The organism is Pseudomonas sp. L5B5 (assembly GCF_020520285.1).
In the GTDB taxonomy this organism is placed as follows: domain Bacteria; phylum Pseudomonadota; class Gammaproteobacteria; order Pseudomonadales; family Pseudomonadaceae; genus Aquipseudomonas.
In genome coordinates this window covers 1,163,256-1,184,696 of sequence record NZ_CP084742.1, presented here as the reverse complement: position 1 = coordinate 1,184,696, position 21,441 = coordinate 1,163,256, and the positions used below count along the sequence as shown (strand labels likewise).

The window sequence follows — 21,441 nt, the reverse complement described above, 5'->3', positions numbered from 1 at the left end:
GAGTGCAGTCATGAAGATCCGTTCGCAAATCGGCATGGTCCTGAACCTGGACAAATGCATCGGCTGCCACACCTGCTCGGTCACCTGCAAGAACGTCTGGACCAGCCGCGAAGGCATGGAGTACGCCTGGTTCAACAACGTCGAGACCAAGCCCGGGATCGGCTACCCCAAGGAATGGGAGAACCAGGACAAGTGGAAGGGCGGCTGGGTGCGCAACGCCAATGGCTCGATCAACCCGCGCATCGGTGGCAAGTTCCGGGTGCTGGCGAATATCTTCGCCAACCCCGAGCTGCCTGGCCTGGACGACTACTACGAGCCGTTCGACTTCGACTACCAGCACCTGCACACCGCGCCTTCGGGCAACCACCAGCCCACCGCGCGTCCGCGTTCGCTGGTGTCGGGCAAGCGCATGGAAAAGATCGAGTGGGGCCCCAACTGGGAGGAAATCCTGGGCAGCGAGTTCGCCAAGCGCCGCAAGGACCGCAACTTCGACCAGATCCAGGCGGACATCTACGGCGAGTATGAAAACACTTTCATGATGTACCTGCCGCGCCTGTGCGAGCACTGCCTGAACCCGGCCTGCGCGGCGTCCTGCCCGAGCGGGGCGATCTACAAGCGTGAAGAAGACGGGATCGTCCTGATCGACCAGGAAAAGTGCCGCGGTTGGCGCATGTGCATCAGCGGCTGCCCGTACAAGAAGATCTATTTCAACTGGAAGAGCGGCAAGTCCGAGAAGTGCATCTTCTGCTACCCGCGGATCGAAGCCGGCATGCCCACCGTCTGCGCCGAGACCTGCGTCGGGCGCATTCGCTACCTGGGCGTGCTGCTGTACGACGCCGACCGCATCAGCGAAGTGGCCAGCACTGCCAACGAGCAGGACCTGTACCAGAAGCAGCTGGAGATCTTCCTCGATCCCCATGACCCGGCGGTGATCCGCCAGGCCCTGGCCGATGGCGTGCCGCAATCGGTGCTCGACGCCGCGCAGCGCTCGCCGGTGTACAAGATGGCCGTGGACTGGCAGCTGGCGCTGCCCTTGCATCCGGAGTACCGCACCTTGCCGATGGTCTGGTACGTGCCGCCGCTGTCGCCGATCCAGAACGCTGCCGCAGCCGGCACCGTGGGCATGAGCGGGGTGATCCCGGATGTCGACAGCCTGCGCATCCCGCTGCGCTACCTGGCCAACCTGCTGACCGCCGGTGACGAACAACCGGTCAGGCGCGCGCTCAAGCGCCTGCTGGCCATGCGCGCCTACAAGCGCTCGGAACAGGTGGAGGGCACGCCGGACTTGCAGGTCCTGGCCGACGTCGGCCTGAGCGTGGCCCAGGTGGAGGAGATGTACCGCTACCTGGCCATTGCCAACTACGAAGACCGCTACGTGGTGCCCAGTGCCCATCGCGAGGAGGCGATGAGTGACGCCTTCGCCGAACGTTCGGGCTGCGGCTTCAGTTTCGGCAGCGGTTGCAGCGGCAGTTCGGACACCAACCTGTTCGGCGCGAAGAAGGCCAACCGCCGCGACATCATCAAGACCGTCCAGTTGTGGGAGGACTGACCATGCGCATTCTCAAGGTGATTTCACTGCTGCTCGACTACCCGACCCAGGAGCTGGTCGACGGCCGTGACGAGCTGGAACAAGCGATCATCCAGGCCCGGGAAATCAGCCCGCGCCAGCGCGGGGGGTTGTTCGAGCTGCTGGAACTGATCAGCAACAACGACCTGATGGACCGCCAGGAACACTACGGCGCCCTGTTCGGCCGGGGCCGCTCGCTGTCGCTGCTGCTGTTCGAGCATGTGCATGGCGAATCCCGCGACCGTGGCCAGGCCATGGTCGACCTGCTGGCCCAGTACGAGGCGGCGGGTTTCGCCCTGGGCGTCAAGGAGCTGCCGGACTACATCCCGCTGTACCTGGAATACCTGTCGACCCGCGATGAGCTGGAAGCGCGCGAGGGCCTGGCCGATGTCGCGCACCTGCTGGCACTGCTGGCGGCCCGCCTGGAGGAACGCGAGAGCCTGTATGCCAGCTGCTTCCGTGCGTTGTTGCAGATTGCCGGCGCCGAACCGCACCAGGCCGTGGCCGACTTGCGCGAGCAGGTGGCGGCGGAGCAGCGCGACGATTCCCTGGAGGCCCTGGACAAGATCTGGGAGGAAGAGGCGGTGGACTTTCTCCAGGCCGAACAGCAGGACCGTTGTGCCGGGCAGGCCAGTGCGCCGGGCAAGCCCCGGGAGGAAAGCGCGGTGCCGCTGCACTGGGTGGATTTTCAGGATCAAGGGCTGGCCCGCAAGCCGGCCGGGGAGGTGGGTAATGTCTAAGTGGAACCTGTTGCTGTTCGGGGTGTACCCCTATGTGGCCCTGGCGATCTGCCTGCTGGGCAGCTGGGCGCGGTTCGACCTGTCCCAGTACACCTGGAAGGCCGGCTCCAGCCAGATGCTCTCCAGCCGTGGCATGCGGCTGGCGAGCAACCTGTTTCACATCGGCGTGCTGTTCGTCCTGGCTGGGCATTTCGTCGGCCTGCTGACCCCGGCCTCGGTCTATCACCATGTGATCAGCACCGAGCACAAGCAGTTGCTGGCGATGGTCTCCGGCGGCTTCTTCGGCCTCCTGTGCCTGCTGGGCCTGGTGCTGCTGATCAAGCGGCGCCTGAGCGATCCGCGGGTGCGGGCGACTTCCAGCCCTTCGGACATCCTGATCCTGCTGGTGCTGCTGGCCCAATTGGTGCTGGGCTTGCTGACCATCGTCGCCTCCACCGGACACATGGACGGTTCGGTGATGGTGATGCTCGCCGACTGGGCACAGCACACCGTGCTGCTGCGGCCGGTGGAAGCGGCGGCGGCCATCGCCCCGGTGAGCCTGGTGTACAAGCTGCATGTGCTGCTGGGCCTGACCCTGTTCGTGCTGTTCCCCTTCACCCGCCTGGTGCACATCGTCAGTGCGCCGGTGTGGTACCTGGGGCGGCGTTATCAAATCGTGCGGCAGAAAGCCTGAGGAGGCGACCATGACCAGTGGATGCGGATGTGGCGGTAATGGTGGTGGTAATGGCGGCTGTTCCTCCTCGGCGGTGCACCCGCCCCAGGCGGCTAGCCAGGACCCGGAGCTGGCGGTGGAGATCACACCGCAGCTGATTGCCAGCAGTGAGCAGGAATGGCCGGTGGTCAGTGTCAATGGCACCCTGATCGAGCCCCAGGCCATGGCCCAGGAGCTGCAATATCACCCGGCGGCCGACCGCCAGGAGGCGGTGTTCATGGCCGCCAGGGCCCTGGTGATCCGCGAGCTGTTGCAGCAGCGGATCGCCGAGCTGGGCCTGCAGGCCCGGCTCGGTGCCGGCGAGAACCAGGAGGAGGCGGCCACCCGCCTGCTGCTGGAACATGAGGTGCAGGTGCCCGAGTGCGACGAGGCCAGCTGCCAGCGCTACTTCACCAGCAACCGTGGACGCTTTCACAGCGCGCCGCTGCTGGCCGTGCGCCACATCCTGCTCGAATGTGCCCCGGACGATGCCCAGGCGCGCAGCCAGGCGTTGGACCAGGCGCAGATCCTCTGCGAAAGACTGGCGCAGTTCCCCGAGCAGTTCGCAGAACTGGCGCGCAAGTATTCGGCCTGCCCGTCCAAGGAACAGGGGGGCGAGCTGGGGCAGATCAGCAAGGGCCAGACCGTGCCTGAGCTGGAGCGCCAGTTGTTCACCCTGGCCCCGGGGTTGTCGGCCAAGCCACTGGAAAGTCGTTATGGCTGGCACGTGCTGAGCGTCGACCAGCGCATCGAGGGCCAGCCCTTGCCTTACGAGGCGGTGGCCACGGCGATCCGCACCCAACTGCAGCAAGGGGTGTGGCAGAAGGCGGTGGTGCAGTACCTGCAGACCCTGGTCGGCGCCGCGGATATCCGCGGCATTCGCCTGCAGGGTGCCGATTCGCCGCTGGTGCAATAGGAGCAGGACCATGGGCAAGCTGATGCAGGACGGCTTCGGGCGGCAGATCGACTACCTGCGCCTGTCGGTGACCGATCGCTGCGATTTGCGTTGTGTCTACTGCATGGCCAGCGACATGACCTTCCTGCCGCGCCAGCAGGTGCTGACCCTGGAGGAATTGCTGCGCCTGGCCACGCTGTTCGTCGGCCAGGGCGTGCGCAAGATCCGCCTGACCGGCGGCGAGCCGCTGGTGCGTCCGGGAATCGTCGGGCTGTGCCGGCAGATCGCTGCCTTGCCAGGGCTGCGCGAACTGGTGATGACCACCAACGGCACGCAGTTGCAGCGCCTGGCCCGGCCGCTGGCCGACGCCGGGGTGCGCCGGCTGAACATCAGCCTGGACAGCCTGGACGGCCAGCGCTTCCGGGCCATCACCCGCAACGGTGACCTGGACCAGGTGCTGCGTGGTATCGAGGCGGCGCGCGAGGCCGGGTTCGAGGGGATCAAGCTCAACTGCGTGGTAATGCAGGGGCGCAATTTCGATGAGGTACCGGCGCTGGTGCAGTACGCCATCGACCAGGGCATCGACATCACCTTCATCGAGGAAATGCCCCTGGGCGAGGTGGGGCGCTCGCGGGGCGAGGCGTTCTGTTCCAGCGACCAGGTGCGCCGCGTGATCGCCAGCCGCCATGCCTTGCTCGACAGCGCCGAGAACAGCGGCGGACCGGCGCGCTACCTGCGTCTGGTGGAGCATCCGCGAACCCGCATCGGTTTCATTTCACCCAACAGCCATAACTTCTGCGCCACCTGCAACCGGGTCCGCCTGACCGTCGAAGGCAAGCTGTTGCTGTGCCTGGGCCAGGACGACTCGCTGGACTTGCGTGGCCTGCTGCGCCGTTATCCGCTGGACGACGCGCCGCTGATCGACGCCCTGCAACAGGCGTTGCGGCGCAAGCCGCTGCGCCATGACTTCGACCCGCAAGGCGCGGTGCAACTGGTGCGTTTCATGAACATGAGCGGGGGTTGACGCGCCACGTACGCAGCCTCGGGGTGCGGGGCGGCGGCTACAGGTGGCAAATGTCTTGTAGCCGCTGCCAAGCGCAGCGAGGCTGCGACCGGCCCGCAGGGCCGTCAAGCCTGACACCTCGCAGCACCTGCAGAATCGCGTTGCCGGCCTGGCGAGTCCTGCGGCCTCGTACGCAGCCTCGCGGTGCGGGGCGGCGGCTACGGAAGGGCCTTGAGCCAGAGATAAACCAACCCGGAAAATACTTGATCACGATCAAGGGCAATCCTCCTTATGCTTCGTAAGATCACTGCATATTGTGTTTTCAATATTTAAAACATCTATATGTAGTGCCAGGAGGATGAATGCACAGCACACTGATCGAAGTGGGGCACAACCGGCTGCACAAGCGCGATGGCAGCCTGGTGGCGTTTGACGCGGACAAGATCCGCCAGGCGCTGATCGCTGCCGGCAAGGCTACCGGCGAGTACGCCGAAGCCGAGAGCGAAGGCCTTCTGGCGGCGGTCCTGGCCCATCTGGAAGGCTGTCCGCGGCTGCACGTGGAACAGATCCAGGACCGGGTCGAACGGGTGCTGATGGACGCTGGGCACTTCCTCTCGCTGCGTGCCTACATCGTCTACCGCGAACAGCATGGACGCTTGCGCCGCGATCGCAAGACCCTGGTGGAGGTGGCGGCCTCGATGAACGAGTACCTCGACCGCCAGGACTGGCGGGTACAGGCCAATGCCAACCAGGGTTATTCCCTGGGTGGGCTGATCCTCAACGTGTCGGGCAAGGTCACCGCCAACTACTGGCTCGACGAGGTCTACAGCGAAGCCATCGGCCGCGCCCACCGCGAGGCCGACCTGCATATCCACGACCTGGACATGCTCGCTGGCTACTGCGCCGGCTGGTCCCTGCGCACCCTCTTGCACGAGGGCCTCAACGGCGTGCCCGGGCGGGTCGAGGCCGGGCCGCCCAGGCACCTGGGCAGCGCCCTGGGGCAGATGGTCAATTTTCTCGGCACCCTGCAGAACGAATGGGCCGGGGCCCAGGCCTTCAGTTCCTTCGACACGTACCTGGCACCCTATGTGCGCAAGGACCAGCTGGGCTTCGAGGAGGTGCGCCAGGCCATCCAGGAATTCATCTACAACCTCAACGTGCCGTCGCGCTGGGGCACCCAGACGCCGTTCACCAACCTGACCTTCGACTGGGTCTGCCCGCAGGATTTGCGCGAGCAGATCCCGCTGATCGGCGGTGAAGAGATGCCCTTCGCCTATGGCGAGTTGCAAGCCGAAATGGACCTGATCAACCGCGCCTACATCGAGGTGATGCAGGCCGGCGACGCCAAGGGCCGGGTGTTCACCTTTCCGATTCCCACCTACAACATCACCCATGACTTCCCCTGGGACAGCGACAACGCCGAGCGGCTGTTCGAGATGACGGCCCGCTATGGGCTGCCGTACTTCCAGAACTTCCTCAACTCGGACATGCAGCCCAACCAGGTGCGCTCCATGTGCTGCCGCCTGCAACTGGACGTGCGCGAGTTGCTCAAGCGCGGTGGCGGGCTGTTCGGCTCGGCGGAGCAGACGGGCTCCCTGGGCGTGGTGACCCTCAACTGCGCGCGCCTGGGCTACCTGTACAAGGGCGACGTCGGTGGCCTGCTGCAACGCCTGGACCAGCTGATGGAACTGGCCATGGAGAGCCTGGAGGTCAAGCGCAAGGTGATCCAGCACCACATGGACGCTGGCCTGTACCCCTACACCAAGCGTTACCTGGGGACTTTGCGCAATCACTTCTCCACCATCGGCGTCAACGGCCTGCACGAGATGCTGCGCAACTTCAGCGACGACCAGATGGGCCTGCACACCGCCCAGGGCCGGCGTTTTGCCCTGAACCTGCTGGACCACGTGCGGGCCACCCTGGTGCGCTTCCAGGAAGAGACCGGGCACTTGTACAACCTCGAGGCCACGCCAGCCGAGGGCACCACCTACCGTTTCGCCAAGGAAGACCGCAAGCGCTTTCCCGGCATCCTCCAGGCCGGCTGCCATGAGGCGCCGTACTACACCAATTCCTCGCAGCTGCCGGTGGGCTACACCGACGATCCGTTCGAGGCCCTGGAACTGCAGGACGAGCTGCAGTGCAAGTACACCGGCGGCACCGTGCTGCACCTGTACATGGCCGAGCGGATTTCCTCGGCCCAGGCCTGCAAGCAACTGGTGCGCCGGGCCCTGGAGCGGTTCCGCCTGCCGTACCTGACCGTGACCCCGACGTTCTCCATCTGCCCGGTACACGGCTACCTGGATGGCGAGCATGAGTTCTGTCCGAAATGCGACGAGGCCCTGTTGCTGGCGCAGCAGCAGGGCAGCCTGCACTGATTTTTTTCCCTGAAGACCAAGGAGTTTCTCCCATGACTGCACAAGCCAACTTGCCTACCGCACAACGCCAGCGCTGCGAAGTCTGGACCCGGGTGATGGGTTATCACCGCCCCGTCGCCGCGTTCAACCCCGGCAAACAGTCCGAGCATCGCGAGCGGCAGCACTTCAATGAACGTGCGGCCATGGCCGGGCATTCGTGAACCGAACGCTGCGGGTCGGGGGCCTGGTGCCCCTGACCACCCTCGACTACCCCGGGCGGCTGGCCTGCGTGCTGTTCTGCCAGGGCTGCGCCTGGCGCTGCCGCTATTGTCACAACCCGCAGCTGATCCCGCCCCGAGGCGCCGATGAGCATCCCTGGGAGCAGGTCCTGGCGTTCCTCCAGCGGCGCCAGGGGTTGCTGGAGGCGGTGGTGTTCAGCGGCGGCGAGCCGACCTTGCAGGAGGGCCTGCCGGACGCCATGGCCCAGGTCCGGGAGCTGGGTTTCGCCGTGGGCCTGCACAGCGCCGGGATCAAGCCCGAAGCCCTGGCCCGGGCCTTGCCATTGGCCGACTGGGTGGGCTTCGACGTCAAGTCCCTGGCCGCGGACTGCCAGGCCATCACCGGTGTGCGCGGCAGCGGCGCGGCCAACTGGCGCAGCCTGGAGTACCTGCTGCAAAGCGGTGTGGACCATGAGTGCCGGACCACGGTGCACTGGCACCTGATCGATCCTTCGCGGCTCATGCTCCTGGGGCGGCGGCTGCAGGCTTACGGCGTGCGGCGCTTCGTGGTGCAGCTGGTACGCACCACCCGCATGCTCGATGTCGACTTGCCGGTGGCGGCGCCCCGGGGCTCGTTGCCCGAGTTGTGGGCGGGCCTGGGTGAACTGTTCGCCGATTTCGAACTGCGCGGTTGATCGGCCCCACGCTGGCCTGGCCCGGGGCAGCGGATCGGCTAGGCTGCCAGGAGGCTCGCGGCGCAGAGTCAAAAAACTGTGGTGCAAGGTCAAGCAGGGAAGGGGTCGCCTGCCCAGGATAGGGGCAGGCCTGCGACTGACCGGCACGGCGAGCGCGGCCTATCGAACCTCCAACAAGAACAGGACATCGCGCAATGAATGCCTACCTGACTGCCTTGGCCCACGCCCAGGCCGATCCCGTCGATTTCTGGCGCCAGCAGGCCCAGCTGCTGGACTGGACGCACTTCCCCCGGCAGATCTTCGAACAGCAAAGCCCCGAGCAGTATCAATGGTTCGCCGATGGACAGCTCAATACCTGCCAGCTGGCCCTGGACCGGCACGTCGAAGCCGGCCGTGGCGAGCGCCTGGCACTGATCTACGACTCCCCGGTCACCGGCCAGCAACGGCGCCTGAGCTACGCGCAACTGCTGGAACAGGTGGCCCGCTGCGCCGGCATGCTGCGGGCGCTGGGGGTGGAGCAGGGTGATCGGGTGGTGCTCTACATGCCGATGGTGCCCGAGGCGGTGATTGGCATGCTCGCCTGTGCCCGGTTGGGGGCGGTGCATTCGGTGGTGTTCGGCGGTTTCTCGGCGGCAGAGCTGGCGGTACGCATCGATGACGCCCAGCCCAAGGTCCTGCTGACCGCCAGCTGCGGCATCGAATACGAGCGTGTGGTGCCCTACAAGCCGCTGGTGGACAAGGCCCTGGAGCTGGTGGCCCAGCCACCGGCCCGGGTGGTGGTGCTGGCCCGGCCCCAGGCCGGCGCCGAACTGCGCGAAGGCCGGGATGCCGACTGGGCAACGCTGATGGCCGATGCCCAGGCAGTGCCGCCGGTGCCCTTGCTGGCCGGCGAGCCGCTGTACGTGCTGCATACCTCGGGCACCACGGGCAAACCCAAGGGTGTGGTGCGTGACAACGGCGGTCATGCGGTGGCCCTCAACTACAGCATGCAGGCGGTCTACGACGCCCAGCCTGGCGAGGTGTTCTGGGCCGCCTCGGACATCGGCTGGGTGGTGGGGCATTCCTATATCGTCTACGGACCCTTGATCCGTGGTTGCACCACCTTGCTCTACGAGGGCAAGCCGGTGCGCACCCCCGATGCCGGGGCGTTCTGGCGGGTGATCGCCGAGCATCGGGTCAATGTGTTCTTCACGGCGCCCACTGCCTTTCGCGCGATCAAGCGCGAAGACCCCCAGGGCCGGCTGCGCCAGGAACACGATTTGTCCTGCCTGAAGGCGGTGTACGTGGCCGGCGAGCGCCTGGACCCGGCCACCTACGACTGGCTGCGCGAATCGTTGCCGTGCCCGGTGATCGATCACTGGTGGCAGACCGAGACCGGCTGGCCGGTGGTCAGCACGCCGCGCGCCACCGGTGGCTACCCGGTCAAGACCGGTTCGGCCGGGCTGCCGGTGCCCGGCTACCAGCTGGCGGTCCTCGATGACCAGGGCGAGCCGGTGCCCTGTGGCGAGCCGGGCAACATCGTGCTGCGCCTGCCCTTGCCGCCCGGGGTGCTCAATACCTTGTGGCAGGACCGCCAGCGTTTCGTCGACAGCTACCTGGGGACCTTTCCCGGCTACTACCTGAGCGGCGACGGCGGCTATGTGGACGCCGAGGGATATGTGTTCGTCATGGGCCGCATCGACGATGTGATCAACGTGGCCGGGCATCGGTTGTCCAGCGGGAGTCTGGAGCAGGCCCTGGGCGACCACCCGGCCGTGGCCGAGTGCGCCGTGGTAGCCCTGGACGATGCCCTCAAGGGCGAGGTGCCGGTGGGCTTCGTGGTGCTCAAGCAGGATGCCCGGGTGGACCCCGGGCAACTGGAGCAGGAGCTGGTGCAGCGGGTACGCGAGCAGGTTGGGGCCCTGGCCTCGCTGCGTCGGGTACTGGTGCTCAAGCGCTTGCCCAAGACCCGTTCGGGCAAGATCCTGCGCAAGACCATCCGCAGCCTGGCCCGTGGCCCTGAAGTGGCGGTGCCGGCGACCATCGAGGATGCCCTGGTGCTCGATGAATTGCGCCAGCTGTTCGCCGAGCAGGGCTTCTACGGAGCAGGGCCGGGCCAGGTTGTTTGAGGAAATTGTAGGAGCGAGCGGGCGGCGCTCCGACTTGCCCGCGATGGGCGTCGGAGCGCGGCGTTGATCCAGTCAATACGCGCTACCGTTCACGGCCGTCGCGAGCAAGCTTCGCTCCTACATGGCGGGTTCTTCAATGCTGGCGTGGCCCTTGGAGGCGCCGCAGGACTCGTTCCAGGGCGTCGAGAAACTGCCCGGCCTGGTCCTGGCTGAAGCACAGCGGCGGACGGATCTTCAGGGTGCTGGTGGCCGCCCCGGCAACCCCGATCAACATGCCTTCGTCACGCAGCAGGTTGACGATGCGCCGTGCCGTGGCCGGGTCCATCTCGCCACTGGCCGGTTGCCGGACATCGACCCCCAGGAACAGCCCGGCCCCGCGCACCTCGGCCAGTTGCGGATGATCCGCCGCCAGGCTCTGCAGGCCTTGCATGAGCAGGCCGCCCACCCGCAGGGCATTGGCTTGCAAGCCTTCCTCCTCGATCACCTGCAGCACGGCCAGGCCCACGGCGGCCGACACCGGGTTGCCGCCGAAGGTGTTGAAGTAGCTGGCGTGCTGGCCGAAGCGCTGGACGATGTGCGGGCGCACGGCCAGGCCCGCGAGCGGGTGGCCGTTGCCCATCGGCTTGCCCATGGTCACCAGGTCCGGCACCAGGCCGTGGCGCTCGAAGCCCCACATGTGGCTGCCCGTGCGGGCGAACCCCGGTTGCACTTCGTCGGCGATGAACAGGCCACCGGCCTCGCGGATGGCCTCGACCGCCGGGGCGAGGAAACCCGGTGGATCGGCGAACACCCCGTCGCTGGTGAACAGGGTGTCCACCAGCAAGGCCGCCGGGCGGATGCCATGGCGCTGCAGGTCGGCGATGGCCGCGCGCACCTGGGCGGCGAACGCCAGGCCCACCCGTTCCGGATGCAGCGGATCGTGCAGCGGCGCATCCACCACCCGGCAGTCCCGGGACAGCGGCACGTAGTCGCCCACCGAGGGCGACAGCTCGGCAATGGCCAGGGTCATGCCGTGGTAGGCATAGCGGGTGACGATCACCCCGGTGCCGCCGCTGTAGTCGCGGGCGATGCGCAGGGCCAGGTCGTTGGCCTCGCTGCCGGTGCAGGTGAACATCGCCTGGCTCAATGCCGTGGGCAGGGTCGCCAGCAGCTTCTCGGCGTAATCCAGCACGCCCTCGTGCAGGTAGCGGGTGTGGGTGTTGAGTTGGGCGGCCTGCTCGGCCAGGGCCCGGACCACCCGGGGGTGGCAGTGGCCGACCGAGGCGACGTTGTTGTACAGGTCCAGGTAGGTGCGCCCGCTGGCGTCCTGCAGGCAGGCGCCGCTGCCGCTCACCAGGTGCAGGGGTTGTTCGTAGAACAGCTGGTAGGCCGGGCCCAGCAGGCGCTGGCGCCGTTCGACCATGGCGCGCTGGGCGCTGTCGAGGGCGTCGGCGTGTTCGGCTTGGAAGGCGTTGACTTTCAACATGGCAAGGCTCCTCAGGGCTCTTGGCGTTCATCGTCCATGACGATGCTGCCGATGATGTGGTACTTGCGCCGGTCGAAGTGCCGGAAGTACAGGGCGATGGCCGCGCCCAGGGCAAAGCTGGCGGCGACGATCCACGGGATCAGTTTGAACAGCAGCGATTGCGCGGCGCTGCCGGCGGCGAAGCTGAGGTTGGCGAACAGTAGGTAGACCACATACAGCATGCCCAGCCCCCCCAGCAGCGGTGCGAGGAAGGTCTTGAACCAGTGGCGCTGGGCCACGTGGCGAGTGCCCAGGTGGAAGTAGCAGATCACCGCGAAGGCGCAGAGGGCCTGGACGATCAGGATGCCCATGGTGCCCAGGATCGCCAGCAGGGCGTAGAGGTCGGCGTAGGGGTCCTTGCCCATGACCAGGAAGGCCAGGACGATGGCCGTGGCGATCAGGCTCTGCACGGTGGACGCCACATGGGGCGAGCCGTGGCGCGGATGGGTGCGGCCCACGCTGCGGCCGAGGCAGTCGAACAGGTTCTCCCGGCCCAGGGCATAGAGGTAACGCGAGGCGCAGTTGTGAAAGGCCATGCCGCAGGCGAACGAGCCGGTCACCACCAGCAGCTTGAACAGGCTCACCGCCCATTCGCCCAGGTACAGGCGCGTGGGACCGTAGAACACCTCGGCGGCCTGGGCCGGGTCCTGGGCCAGGCGGATGGCTTCGCTGGGGCCGGAACCGGCGATGGCCATCCACGACACGAACACGTAGAACACGCCGATGCCGATCACCGCCAGCAGGGTGGCCAGGGGAATGATCTTCTTCGGGTTGCGCGATTCTTCGCCGTACATGGCCGAGGACTCGAAGCCGACCCAGGACCAGAAGGCGAAGAACAGGCCGATGCCGGCGTTGGCGCCGATCACGCCCTGGGCCGGGGTGAAGGCCTTGAGCGGATTGATCGATTCCACCGCTAGCCCCTGGGGACCGCCACCGTGCCAGAGCACGGCGAAGGCCATCATCGCCAGCATCAGGATCTCCAGGACCAGGCAGACGCCCAGTACCTTGGCGGTCAGCGAGATGTCGAAGTAGCTGAGGATGCCGTTGGCCGCCAGCATGGCCAGGGCGAACAGGATCCAGGGCAGCTGGATGCCGCTGACGCTGGCCAGCAGGTCGACGCAGAAGAAGGCGAAGATGCCCACCAGGGCCGCTTCGAACACAATGTAGGTCAGGGTCACGGCGATGCCGGCGGCCATGCCCACCACTCGCCCGAGCCCATGGGAAATGAACCCGTAGAACGCCCCCGTGGCGGTGATGTGCTTGGCCATCTGTGCGTAGCCGATGGCGAACAGCGCCAGGATGATGGTCGCCACCAGGTAGCCGGCAGGCGCGTACTGGCCGTTGCCGCTGCCGATGGCGATCGGCACGTTGCCGAGCATCGCGGTGATGGGCGCCGCCGTGGCCACCGTCATGAACAGTACCCCCATCAGCCCCACGGCGTCCTTGCGCAAGCGCTGGACTTCCCGGGGCCGGGTCGAGTCATCGAGTTGCTGGGTCAGCTTGTCCGCGTAGATCTCGCTCATGGGGGCACTCCGTCAGGAAGGGTGAAGCCTCAGGCAAGGGCCTGGAGGGATTCGGGCAGGATCTGGCCGCCGTCGACGATCAGGCTCTGTCCGGTGATGTAGCCGGCTTCGCGGGAGGCGAAGAACAGGGCGGCGCTGGCGATGTCCTCGACACTGCCCAGGCGCCGCAGCGGCACCGAGGCGGCCATGCTGTCCTGGTACTCCTGGCCCATGCCCTGCAGGCCCTCGGTGAGGATGTTGCCCGGCAGCACCGCGTTGATGGTGATGCCATCGCGGGCCAGTTCGATCGCTGCGGTACGCATGAAGCCCAGTTGCGCGGCCTTGCTTGCGCCGTAGTGGGCCCAGCCGGGAAAACCGGTCACGGGGCCGGTGATCGACGAGGTCAGGATCACCCGCCCGTACTCCGCCTGGCGCAGGTAGGGCAGGGCCGCCTGGACGCAGAGGAAGCTGCCCTTGGCGTTGGTGGCCAGGACCGTGTCCCAGTCGTCTTCGCTCATCTGTTCGAGGCTGGCCGAGGGGAACACTCCGGCATTGCAGCACAGCACGTCCAGCCCGCCCTGGCTGGCGGCGACGTCGGCCAGCAGTTGGCGCACGGCGTCGCCCTGGGCCACGTCGGCGACGAAACCGCTGACCTGCAAGCCTTCATCGCGCAGGCGCCGGGCCACGGCTTCGACCTTGTCGGCATGGCGGGCGGTGATGGCGACCCGGGCGCCCTGGCGAGCGAAGCCATAGGCGATGCCCAGGCCGATGCCGCTGGTGGCGCCGGTGACCAGGACGCTTTTACCTTGAAGTGAAGTGAGCATGGATAAGTCCTTTTTCGTGGATTGATCTGGATGGTGGGGCGCGGACGGTGGGTTGCACTTGACCGCGCGGCACAACTTTTACCCTGAAATATCAAATCTGTGGCGACGGCCGTGCGCCTTGTGTCCTGGAGTCAAGATTTCGCCCTGGGCGGTCAAGCGATGCGCGCCGGCCGCCTCGCATCCTGTGGTGGCCTATCTACCCTGGAGCGCGCTGATGATGACTGCCTCGAACCCCGCCAACGACCTGGACGCCATTGCCCCCCTGGCCAGCCTGGCCGCCTTGCGTTATGACCCGTCGCTGCGCGGAGAACTGCGCCTGCTCAGCCATTCGGAGAACGCCACCTACCTGTTGCATAACAGCCGTCGGCGCTCGGTGATGCGGGTGCATCGCCAGGCCTATCACTCGTACCAGGAGATCGCCAGTGAACTGGCCTGGCTGCAAGCGTTGCGCGAGGAAGGCCTGCAAGTACCCAGCCCGATTGCCGGCCTGGATGGCCAGTTGATCCAGCAGGTCGAGCTGGCCGGGCTAGGCAGCCGGCATGTGGTGCTGTTCGACTGGATCGAGGGCAGCGAGCCGGCACCCCACGGCCTCAATGCCTCGTTCCGCCGGCTGGGGGCGATCAATGCCCGCCTGCACCAGCAGGCGCGGCGCTGGCACCAGCCGCAGGGCTTCACCCGCATGAGCTGGAGCCACCAGAACATGCTTGGCCCCGAGGGCTATTGGGGGCCCTGGCAGCAAGGGCCCTACCTGGACGAGGGGGCCCGGGCCCTGATCGGCGAGGTGGTCGACGTGCTCGGCCTGCGCCTGGCCGACTATGGCCAGGACCCCAGCCGCTTCGGCCTGATCCATGCCGACCTGCGCCTGGCCAACTTGCTGGTGCAGGGCGAACAGACGCGGATCATCGACTTCGACGATTGCGGGCTGGGCTGGTACTTGCATGATCTGGCGGCGGCCCTGAGCTTCTTCGAGCATCACCCCGAGCTGGCGCAGTGGATCGACAACTGGCTGCAGGGCTACAGCCGCGAGCTGCACCTGGCGACCGAGGACCTGGCCATGGTGCCGACCCTGATCATGCAGCGGCGCCTGCAATTGCTGGCCTGGGCCGGCAGCCATCGGGGCACGGCTCAGGTCGAGTGCCTGGGCCGCGAATGGGTTGAGCAGACCCTGGGGCTGTGCCGGCGCTACCTGGACGACGGCTTGCAGGGTGTCCTGGCGCACGCGAGGCATTGAGGCGATGTTACAAACCGCTACGCCCCGTCCCGGTGCAGTGCCGGTCGCTGCGACGCCGGCCGTAGCGCCGGCAGGGGCAGGCTTGAGGCCACGGAGTGGGGGCAGGCACGACAACGGGGGGATCTGGAATGGAACTTGCGTGGATCAGCTACCTGTCCATGGTGACTGTGCTAGGAGGTTCCAGGTGCCCCTCATCACGACGTCCACGACCCGCCCCCCGGAAAGCCAGATCGGCATCCTGGCTTCGGCCGCCACGGGCCTGAGCGATTTCATCCAGCTGCACGGCGGCAACCCCGAGCGCATCCTGGGCATGGCGGGCATCGACCCGGAGCAGTTGCTGCACCCGACCCTGAGCCTGGACCTGAACCAGTATTGCTCGGTGTTCGAGGAGGCCGCCCGGCAGACCGGCAACCACAACTTCGGCCTGCGCTATGGCCAGCAGTTCCGCCCCGATTCCCTGGGGCTGCTGGGGTATGTGGGGATGTGCTCGGCCACCCTGGGCGAGGGCCTGCGCAACATTGTCCGGACCTTTCCTGTGCACCAGCAGGGCAGCCTGCTGCGGCTGGTGGAGGACGGCGAACTGTGTCGGCTCGACTACCAGGTGCAGTACGGGGCCATCGTGCGCAAGCGCCAGGACGCCGAGTTGTCCCTGGGCATGTTCGCCAACCTGATGCGCCATGCCCTGGGCCAGAACTGGGCGCCGGAGCGGGTGCATTTCGAACATCCGCAGCCAGAGGCCTGGCATGAGCACTGCAAGGTGTTCGATGCCCCGGTGCTGTTCGGCCAGCGCTGCAATGCCCTGGTGTTTCGCCGCAGCGTGCTGCAGCGGCCGATGCCCGGGCACGATCCGAAACTGCTGGCGATCTTGCTCGAAAGCCTGCACCAGCTCGCCGCCGCGGACGGTGGCCAGGTGCGCCCGGGCATCGTTGCCCAGGTCCGGGCCCAGGTTCGTGACCTGCTCAGCGAGGGTTACCCGTGCCTGGAGCAAGTGGCGCAGCAACTGCGGACCCCCAGCTGGACCATCCAGCGGCGGCTGGGCGAAAGCGGCCTGACCTTCTCGGCCCTGGTGGACACCGTGCGCCAGGAGTTGGCGCTGTACTACCTGCAGCAGTCGACCCTGCCGATCTCCGAACTGGCCCTGGCCCTGGGCTACTCGGAAATCAGCGCGTTCTCCCGGGCGTTCCGCCGTTGGTGCGGCGTCAGCCCGATCCAGTGGCGCCAGGCCCATCGCGGGCCGCAGGCGCAACAGTCCTGAGCGCCAGCCCTGAAGCGTAAGCCCTGTAGGGTGGCGACCCTCCTGCTGGGTGGTGATGCCTGTGCGGAAATCTGCTCCAGCGTTACTTGAAGAGTCTCGGCGGCGCGAGTTGGCTGGGGCGGGCAATAAAAAAGACCAGTCATGCAGTGGCGACACTGCATGAACTGGCCAAGCGGGAAGAAACCTCTGGTGTCACCTGGTTCCGGGCTGCAGATGAGCGGGGCGTAGTCGCTCATCTGGCAAGCCCGCTCAACTATCTGCTGTTCGCATCCCTGGCGGTGAGTGCCAGGGGCTGCTGGCTGTCCCAGCCACCGCCCAGGGCCTTGAACAGCTTCACTTCGCTGCTGAGCTGGTTCAGCCGATCGCGGATCAGCTGTTGTTGCGCGCCGAACAGTTCACGCTGGGCGTCGAGTACCGCCAGGTAGCTGTCGACGCCTTCGTCGTAGCGTTGGTTGGCCAGTGCGTAGTACGCCTGGTCGTTGCTCACCAGGTCGCGCTGGGCCTGCAACTGTTCGCCGAAGGTGCCCCGGGCCGCGAGGCCGTCGGCCACCTCGCGAAAGGCGGTCTGGATGCTTTGCTCGTAGGCGGCGACGTTGACGTCCTTGAGCACCTTGCGGTAGTCGAGGGTGCCGCGCAGGCGCCCGGCCGTGAAGATCGGCAGGTTGATCTGCGGTGCGAAGCTCCACAGTCCCGAGCCCCCCTCGAACAGACGGTCCAGCTCGCGGCTGGTGGTACCGGCCGTCGCGGTCAGGCTGATGCTGGGGAAGAACGCCGCGCGTGCTGCGCCGATGTCGGCATTGGCGGCCAGCAAGCGGTGCTCGGCGGCGCGGATATCCGGGCGCCGCAGCAGCAGGTCGGCCGGCAGGCCCGGGGTTGGCGCGGCCAGCGGCTGTTCGAAGGCCGTGGTCCGCGACAAACCGGCGGGCAACGCGGTGCCCAGCAGCAACTGCAAGGCATTGACGTCCTGGGCGACCTGGCGGGTGTACAGCGCTTGCTGCACTCGCGCGGTTTCCACCAGGCTGCGGGCCTGGCGCACATCGAGCGCCGAGGCGGTGCCGACTTCGCGGCTCGACTGGATCAGCCCCAGGCTCTGTCGGTAGCTGGCCAGGGTCGAGCGGGCCAGCTCCAGTTGTTCCTGGTCGCTGCGCCAGGTCAGGTAGGCGATGGCCACATCGCCCACCAGGGCGATCTGCACGCCGCGTTGCGCTTCGGCGCTGGCCAGGTATTGCTCCAGCGCCGCCCGTTCCAGGCTGCGCAAGCGGCCGAACAGGTCGACTTCATAGGACAGCCCCAGGGCCATGCTGTACTGGCTCTGGATCCCGGCCTTGCCGCTGGGCGACAGGTCGGCGGGCTGGCGTTGGCGGCTGCCGCCGGCGCTGGCATCGACGCTGGGGAACAGTGCCGAACGCTCGATCCGGTGCAGGGCGCGGTAGGCCTCGACATTCAAGGCGGCCTGGCGCAGGTCGCGGTTGTTGTCCAGGGCCGTGGCCAGTACTTGACGCAGCGACGGGTCACGGAAGAACAGTTGCCAGCTCAAGGCCGCATCGCGGGCCTCGGCGGTGGCCTGATCGCCCCTGGCGGCTTGCTCGTAGGCCGGACCCTGGGGCCAGTCCGGTTGCACGGGCGCGGTGGGGCGCTGGTAGTCCGGGGTCAGGCTGCACCCGGCCAGGACCATGCCCAGCGCAATCGAAAGGCTGGTGCGCTTCATGCTGTTTCTCCTGCTGTGGCCGCCGCTGGCCTGTTGCGTTCGAACACCTTCACCACCAGTACGTAGAACAACGGCACGAAGAACAGCGCCAGCACCGTGGCGGTGATCATCCCGCCCACCACGCCGGTGGCGATGGAGTGCTGGCTGCCGGCACCGGCACCCGAGGCCAGGGCCATGGGCAACACGCCGAAGGTGAAGGCCAGGGAGGTCATGATGATCGGGCGCAGGCGCAGCCTGGCGGCCGCGATGGCGGCCTTGGCCAGGGGCATGCCTTCCTTCTCGTAGAGCTCCTTGGCGAACTCGATGATCAGGATCGCGTTCTTGGCCGACAGGCCGACCGTGGTCATCAGGCCGATCTGGAAATACACATCGGCCTCCAACCCGCGCCCCAGGGTGGCCAGCACCGCGCCGAGGATGCCCAGTGGCACCACCAGCATCACCGACACCGGCACCGACCAGCTTTCGTATAGCGCCGCCAGGCACAGGAACACGATCAGCACGGTCAGGGCGTAGAGCATGGGCGCCTGGTCGCCGGTCTGGATTTCCTCGTAGGACAAGCCGTTGTAGCTCAGGCCGATGCCCGGCGGCAGTTGCTGGAGGATCTGGGCAATGGCGACCATCGCATCGCCGGTGCTGTAGCCGGGCGCCGGTTCACCGAGGATCTGCACCGCCGGAATGCCACCGTAGCGTTCCAGTTTGGGCGAGCCGTAGATCCACGCGCCGGTGGCGAACGCGGAGAACGGCACCATCTGCCCCAGGTTGTTGCGCACGTACCATTTGTCGAAGTCTTCCGGGGCGATCCGCGAGGTGTCCACGCCCTGCAGGTACACCCGCTTGACCCGGCCCAGGTCGATGAAGTCGTTGACGTACATCGAGCCCCAGGCCGCGCTCATGGTTTCGTTGATCGCGGCGATGCTGACCTGCAGCGCACGGGCTTTCTCATCGTCGATGCGTACCTGGAACTGCGGTTCGTCGTCCTTGCCGTTGGGGCGGACCGAGCGCAACCTGGGGTCCTGCGCGGCCAGCTCGAGGAACTGGTTGCGCGCGGCCATCAGCGCTTCGTGGCCGACGCCGGAGTTGTCCTGGAGGTAGAAGTCGAAGCCCATGGCGTTGCCCATTTCGAGGATTGCCGGCGGGACGAAGGCCATCACCGTGGCATCCTTGATCCGGGCAAAGTGCTCGTTGGCACGTCGAGCCACGCTGAACACGTCGTCACCGACCGCCTTGCGCACGGACCAGTCCTTGAGCACCACCAGCACCAGGCCGGAGTTCTGGCCGCGACCTGCGAAGTTGAAGCCATTGACGGTCATCACATGCTCGACCCGATCGCCTTCCTCGTTGACCAGGTAGTCCTTGACCTCATTGAGCACCTCCTCGGTGCGCTCGGCCGTTGCGTTCAGTGGCATGCGCACCTCGGCCATCATCAGGCCCTGGTCCTCGTTGGGCAGGAACGCCTTGGGGATCTGGGTGAACAGATAGCCGGTGCCAGCGGTAATCAGCACGAATGCCAGCAAGTAGCGCCCGCGATGCTTGAGCATGCCTCCCACGCCCCGCTCGAAGCGCTGGGTGCTGCGCTCGAAGGTGCGATTGAACCAGCCGAAGAAACCTTTCTTCTCGTGGTGCGCATCGCCCTGGGGCGCCTTGAGGATGGTGGCGCACAGCGCCGGGGTGAAGATCAGGGCCACCAGCACCGACAGGCCCATGCACAGGACGACGGTGACCGCGAACTGCTTGTAGATGATGCCGGCCGAGCCACCGAAGAACGCCATGGGCACGAACACCGCCGAGAGCACCATGCCGATGCCCATCAGTGCACCGGAGATCTGCTGCATGGACTTGCGTGTCGCCTCCAGCGGCGACAGGCCTTCCTCATGCATCAGGCGCTCGACGTTCTCCACCACGACGATGGCATCGTCCACCAGCAGGCCGATCGCCAGGACCATGGCGTACATGGTCAGCACATTGATGCTCAGGCCGAACCAGGGCAGCAGGGCAAAGGCCGCCAGCAGCACCACCGGCACCGCCAGGGTCGGGATCAGGGTGGCGCGGATGCTCTGCAGGAACAGCAGCATCACCAGGAAGACCAGGGCCACGGCTTCGAAAATGGTGTGCACCACCGACTCGATCGACGCCTCGACCACCGGGGTGGTGTCGTAGGGGTAGATGATCTCCACGCCCTCGGGCAGGTAGGCCTTCTGCTTCTCCAGCACCGCCTTGACCGCCTTGACCGTCTCCAGCAGGTTGCCACCGCTGGCCAGGCGCAGGGCCAGGCCTGCCGACTCCTTGCCCTTGTACTTGGAGGAAATCGCGAAGTTGTCGGAGGACAGGCTGACGTCGCCCAGGTCCTTGACCCGCACTTGCGAGCCATCGGCCTTGACCTTGACCAGGATCTCCTGGAACTCGGCGACGCTGGTCATGCGTGTCTTGCCCAGCACCGTGGCGTTGAGCTGCACGTGGGAACGAGTCGGCAGGCCGCCGAGCTGGCCGGCGGAGACTTGTACGTTCTGCTCGCGAATGGCCTGGGCCACGTCGCCCGGGGTCAGCTGGTAGCTGTTGAGCTTGCCGGGGTCGAGCCAGATGCGCATCGCGTAGGGCGAGCCGAACAGCTGGAAGTCGCCGACGCCGTTGATCCGCGAGATCGGGTCTTGCAGCTGCGAGGCGATCAGGTTGCCGAGGTCGAAGTTGTCCAGCTTGCCGGTCTTGTCCACCAGGCCGACGATCAGGAAGAAGTTCATCTGGTACTTGACCACCCGCAGGCCCTGGCGCTGGACCTCCTCGGGCAGGCGCGGGGTGGCCAGTTGCAGCTTGTTCTGCACCTGGACCTGGGCGATGTCGGGGTTGGTGCCCTGCTCGAAGGTAACGATGATGTTCATGCTGCCATCGGCGTTGCTTTCGGCGGACATGTAGCGAAAGCCGTCAAGCCCGGCCAGTTGCTGCTCGATCACCTGGACCACGGTGTCTTGCACAGTCTTGGCCGAGGCGCCGGGGTAGCTGACCTGGATCGAGACTGCGGGCGCGGCGATGTTGGGGTACTGGCTGACGGGCATCTTGAGCAGCGACAGGGCGCCGGCGAGCATCGCGACGATGGCCAGCACCCAGGCGAAGATCGGCCGGTCGATGAAGAAACGGGACATGGATCAGTGACT

Annotated in this window: 16 protein-coding genes; 11 read left to right on the top strand and 5 right to left on the bottom strand. The window is 66.6% G+C overall.

The annotated features are described in order from the left end of the window. The first annotated feature begins 10 nt into the window (after window positions 1–10). From narH to LGQ10_RS05385, 9 genes are all read left to right on the top strand, one after another. A complete protein-coding gene (gene narH, locus LGQ10_RS05420; RefSeq protein WP_058435213.1) occupies window positions 11–1,549 on the top strand; it encodes a nitrate reductase subunit beta in 1,539 nt (512 codons plus the stop codon). Between the two features lie 2 nt (window positions 1,550–1,551). Continuing rightward, on the top strand, window positions 1,552–2,307 hold the full coding sequence (gene narJ / locus LGQ10_RS05415; protein WP_226524870.1) for a nitrate reductase molybdenum cofactor assembly chaperone: 756 nt from the start codon (window positions 1,552–1,554) through the stop codon (window positions 2,305–2,307). Continuing rightward, a complete protein-coding gene (narI, locus tag LGQ10_RS05410; RefSeq protein ID WP_058436504.1) occupies window positions 2,300–2,980 on the top strand; it encodes a respiratory nitrate reductase subunit gamma in 681 nt (226 codons plus the stop codon). Before narJ ends, narI begins: the two co-directional genes overlap by 8 nt. 10 nt (window positions 2,981–2,990) lie before the next feature. Beyond that, complete coding sequence (locus LGQ10_RS05405) at window positions 2,991–3,914, top strand: peptidylprolyl isomerase (protein ID WP_058436505.1); 924 nt, start codon at window positions 2,991–2,993, stop codon at window positions 3,912–3,914. A 10-nt stretch (window positions 3,915–3,924) separates the two neighbouring features. After that, a complete protein-coding gene (gene moaA / locus LGQ10_RS05400) occupies window positions 3,925–4,917 on the top strand; it encodes a GTP 3',8-cyclase MoaA (RefSeq protein ID WP_058436506.1) in 993 nt (330 codons plus the stop codon). Window positions 4,918–5,258: 341 nt separating this feature from the next. After that, window positions 5,259–7,271, top strand: coding sequence for a ribonucleoside triphosphate reductase (locus LGQ10_RS05395; protein WP_264194090.1), 2,013 nt, complete (start codon window positions 5,259–5,261; stop codon window positions 7,269–7,271). A gap of 32 nt (window positions 7,272–7,303) precedes the next feature. After that, the gene (gene nrdD / locus LGQ10_RS31345) at window positions 7,304–7,471 is read left to right on the top strand and encodes an anaerobic ribonucleoside-triphosphate reductase (RefSeq protein ID WP_058436837.1); all 168 of its coding nucleotides are present in this window, start codon (window positions 7,304–7,306) and stop codon (window positions 7,469–7,471) included. Then, a complete protein-coding gene (locus tag LGQ10_RS05390; RefSeq protein WP_058436838.1) occupies window positions 7,468–8,163 on the top strand; it encodes an anaerobic ribonucleoside-triphosphate reductase activating protein in 696 nt (231 codons plus the stop codon). The genes nrdD and LGQ10_RS05390 overlap by 4 nt, the downstream gene beginning before the upstream one ends. 194 nt (window positions 8,164–8,357) lie before the next feature. Beyond that, complete coding sequence (locus tag LGQ10_RS05385) at window positions 8,358–10,271, top strand: acetate--CoA ligase (protein ID WP_058436839.1); 1,914 nt, start codon at window positions 8,358–8,360, stop codon at window positions 10,269–10,271. A 133-nt stretch (window positions 10,272–10,404) separates the two neighbouring features. On the opposite strand, the gene LGQ10_RS05380 is transcribed toward LGQ10_RS05385, so the two are convergent. Genes LGQ10_RS05380 through fabG form a run of 3 tightly spaced genes read right to left on the bottom strand, consistent with a single transcriptional unit; the run spans window position 10,405 to window position 14,101 of the window. Beyond that, window positions 10,405–11,736, bottom strand: coding sequence for an aspartate aminotransferase family protein (locus LGQ10_RS05380; RefSeq protein ID WP_226524869.1), 1,332 nt, complete (start codon window positions 11,734–11,736; stop codon window positions 10,405–10,407). Window positions 11,737–11,747: 11 nt separating this feature from the next. Further along, window positions 11,748–13,298, bottom strand: coding sequence for an APC family permease (locus LGQ10_RS05375; RefSeq protein ID WP_226524868.1), 1,551 nt, complete (start codon window positions 13,296–13,298; stop codon window positions 11,748–11,750). Between the two features lie 29 nt (window positions 13,299–13,327). Next, a complete protein-coding gene (fabG, locus tag LGQ10_RS05370; protein WP_058436770.1) occupies window positions 13,328–14,101 on the bottom strand; it encodes a 3-oxoacyl-ACP reductase FabG in 774 nt (257 codons plus the stop codon). A 214-nt stretch (window positions 14,102–14,315) separates the two neighbouring features. On the opposite strand from fabG, the gene LGQ10_RS05365 reads away from it, so the two are divergent. Both LGQ10_RS05365 and LGQ10_RS05360 read left to right on the top strand, forming a co-directional pair. Then, a complete protein-coding gene (locus tag LGQ10_RS05365; RefSeq protein ID WP_226524867.1) occupies window positions 14,316–15,332 on the top strand; it encodes a phosphotransferase enzyme family protein in 1,017 nt (338 codons plus the stop codon). Window positions 15,333–15,516: 184 nt separating this feature from the next. Continuing rightward, entirely contained in the window at window positions 15,517–16,587 is a 1,071-nt protein-coding gene (locus LGQ10_RS05360) for an AraC family transcriptional regulator (RefSeq protein ID WP_226524866.1), read from the top strand. A 253-nt stretch (window positions 16,588–16,840) separates the two neighbouring features. On the opposite strand, the gene LGQ10_RS05355 is transcribed toward LGQ10_RS05360, so the two are convergent. Further along, complete coding sequence (locus LGQ10_RS05355; protein ID WP_226524865.1) at window positions 16,841–18,295, bottom strand: efflux transporter outer membrane subunit; 1,455 nt, start codon at window positions 18,293–18,295, stop codon at window positions 16,841–16,843. Then, complete coding sequence (locus LGQ10_RS05350; RefSeq protein WP_226524864.1) at window positions 18,292–21,429, bottom strand: efflux RND transporter permease subunit; 3,138 nt, start codon at window positions 21,427–21,429, stop codon at window positions 18,292–18,294. The genes LGQ10_RS05355 and LGQ10_RS05350 overlap by 4 nt, the downstream gene beginning before the upstream one ends. Window positions 21,430–21,441 lie beyond the last annotated feature (12 nt).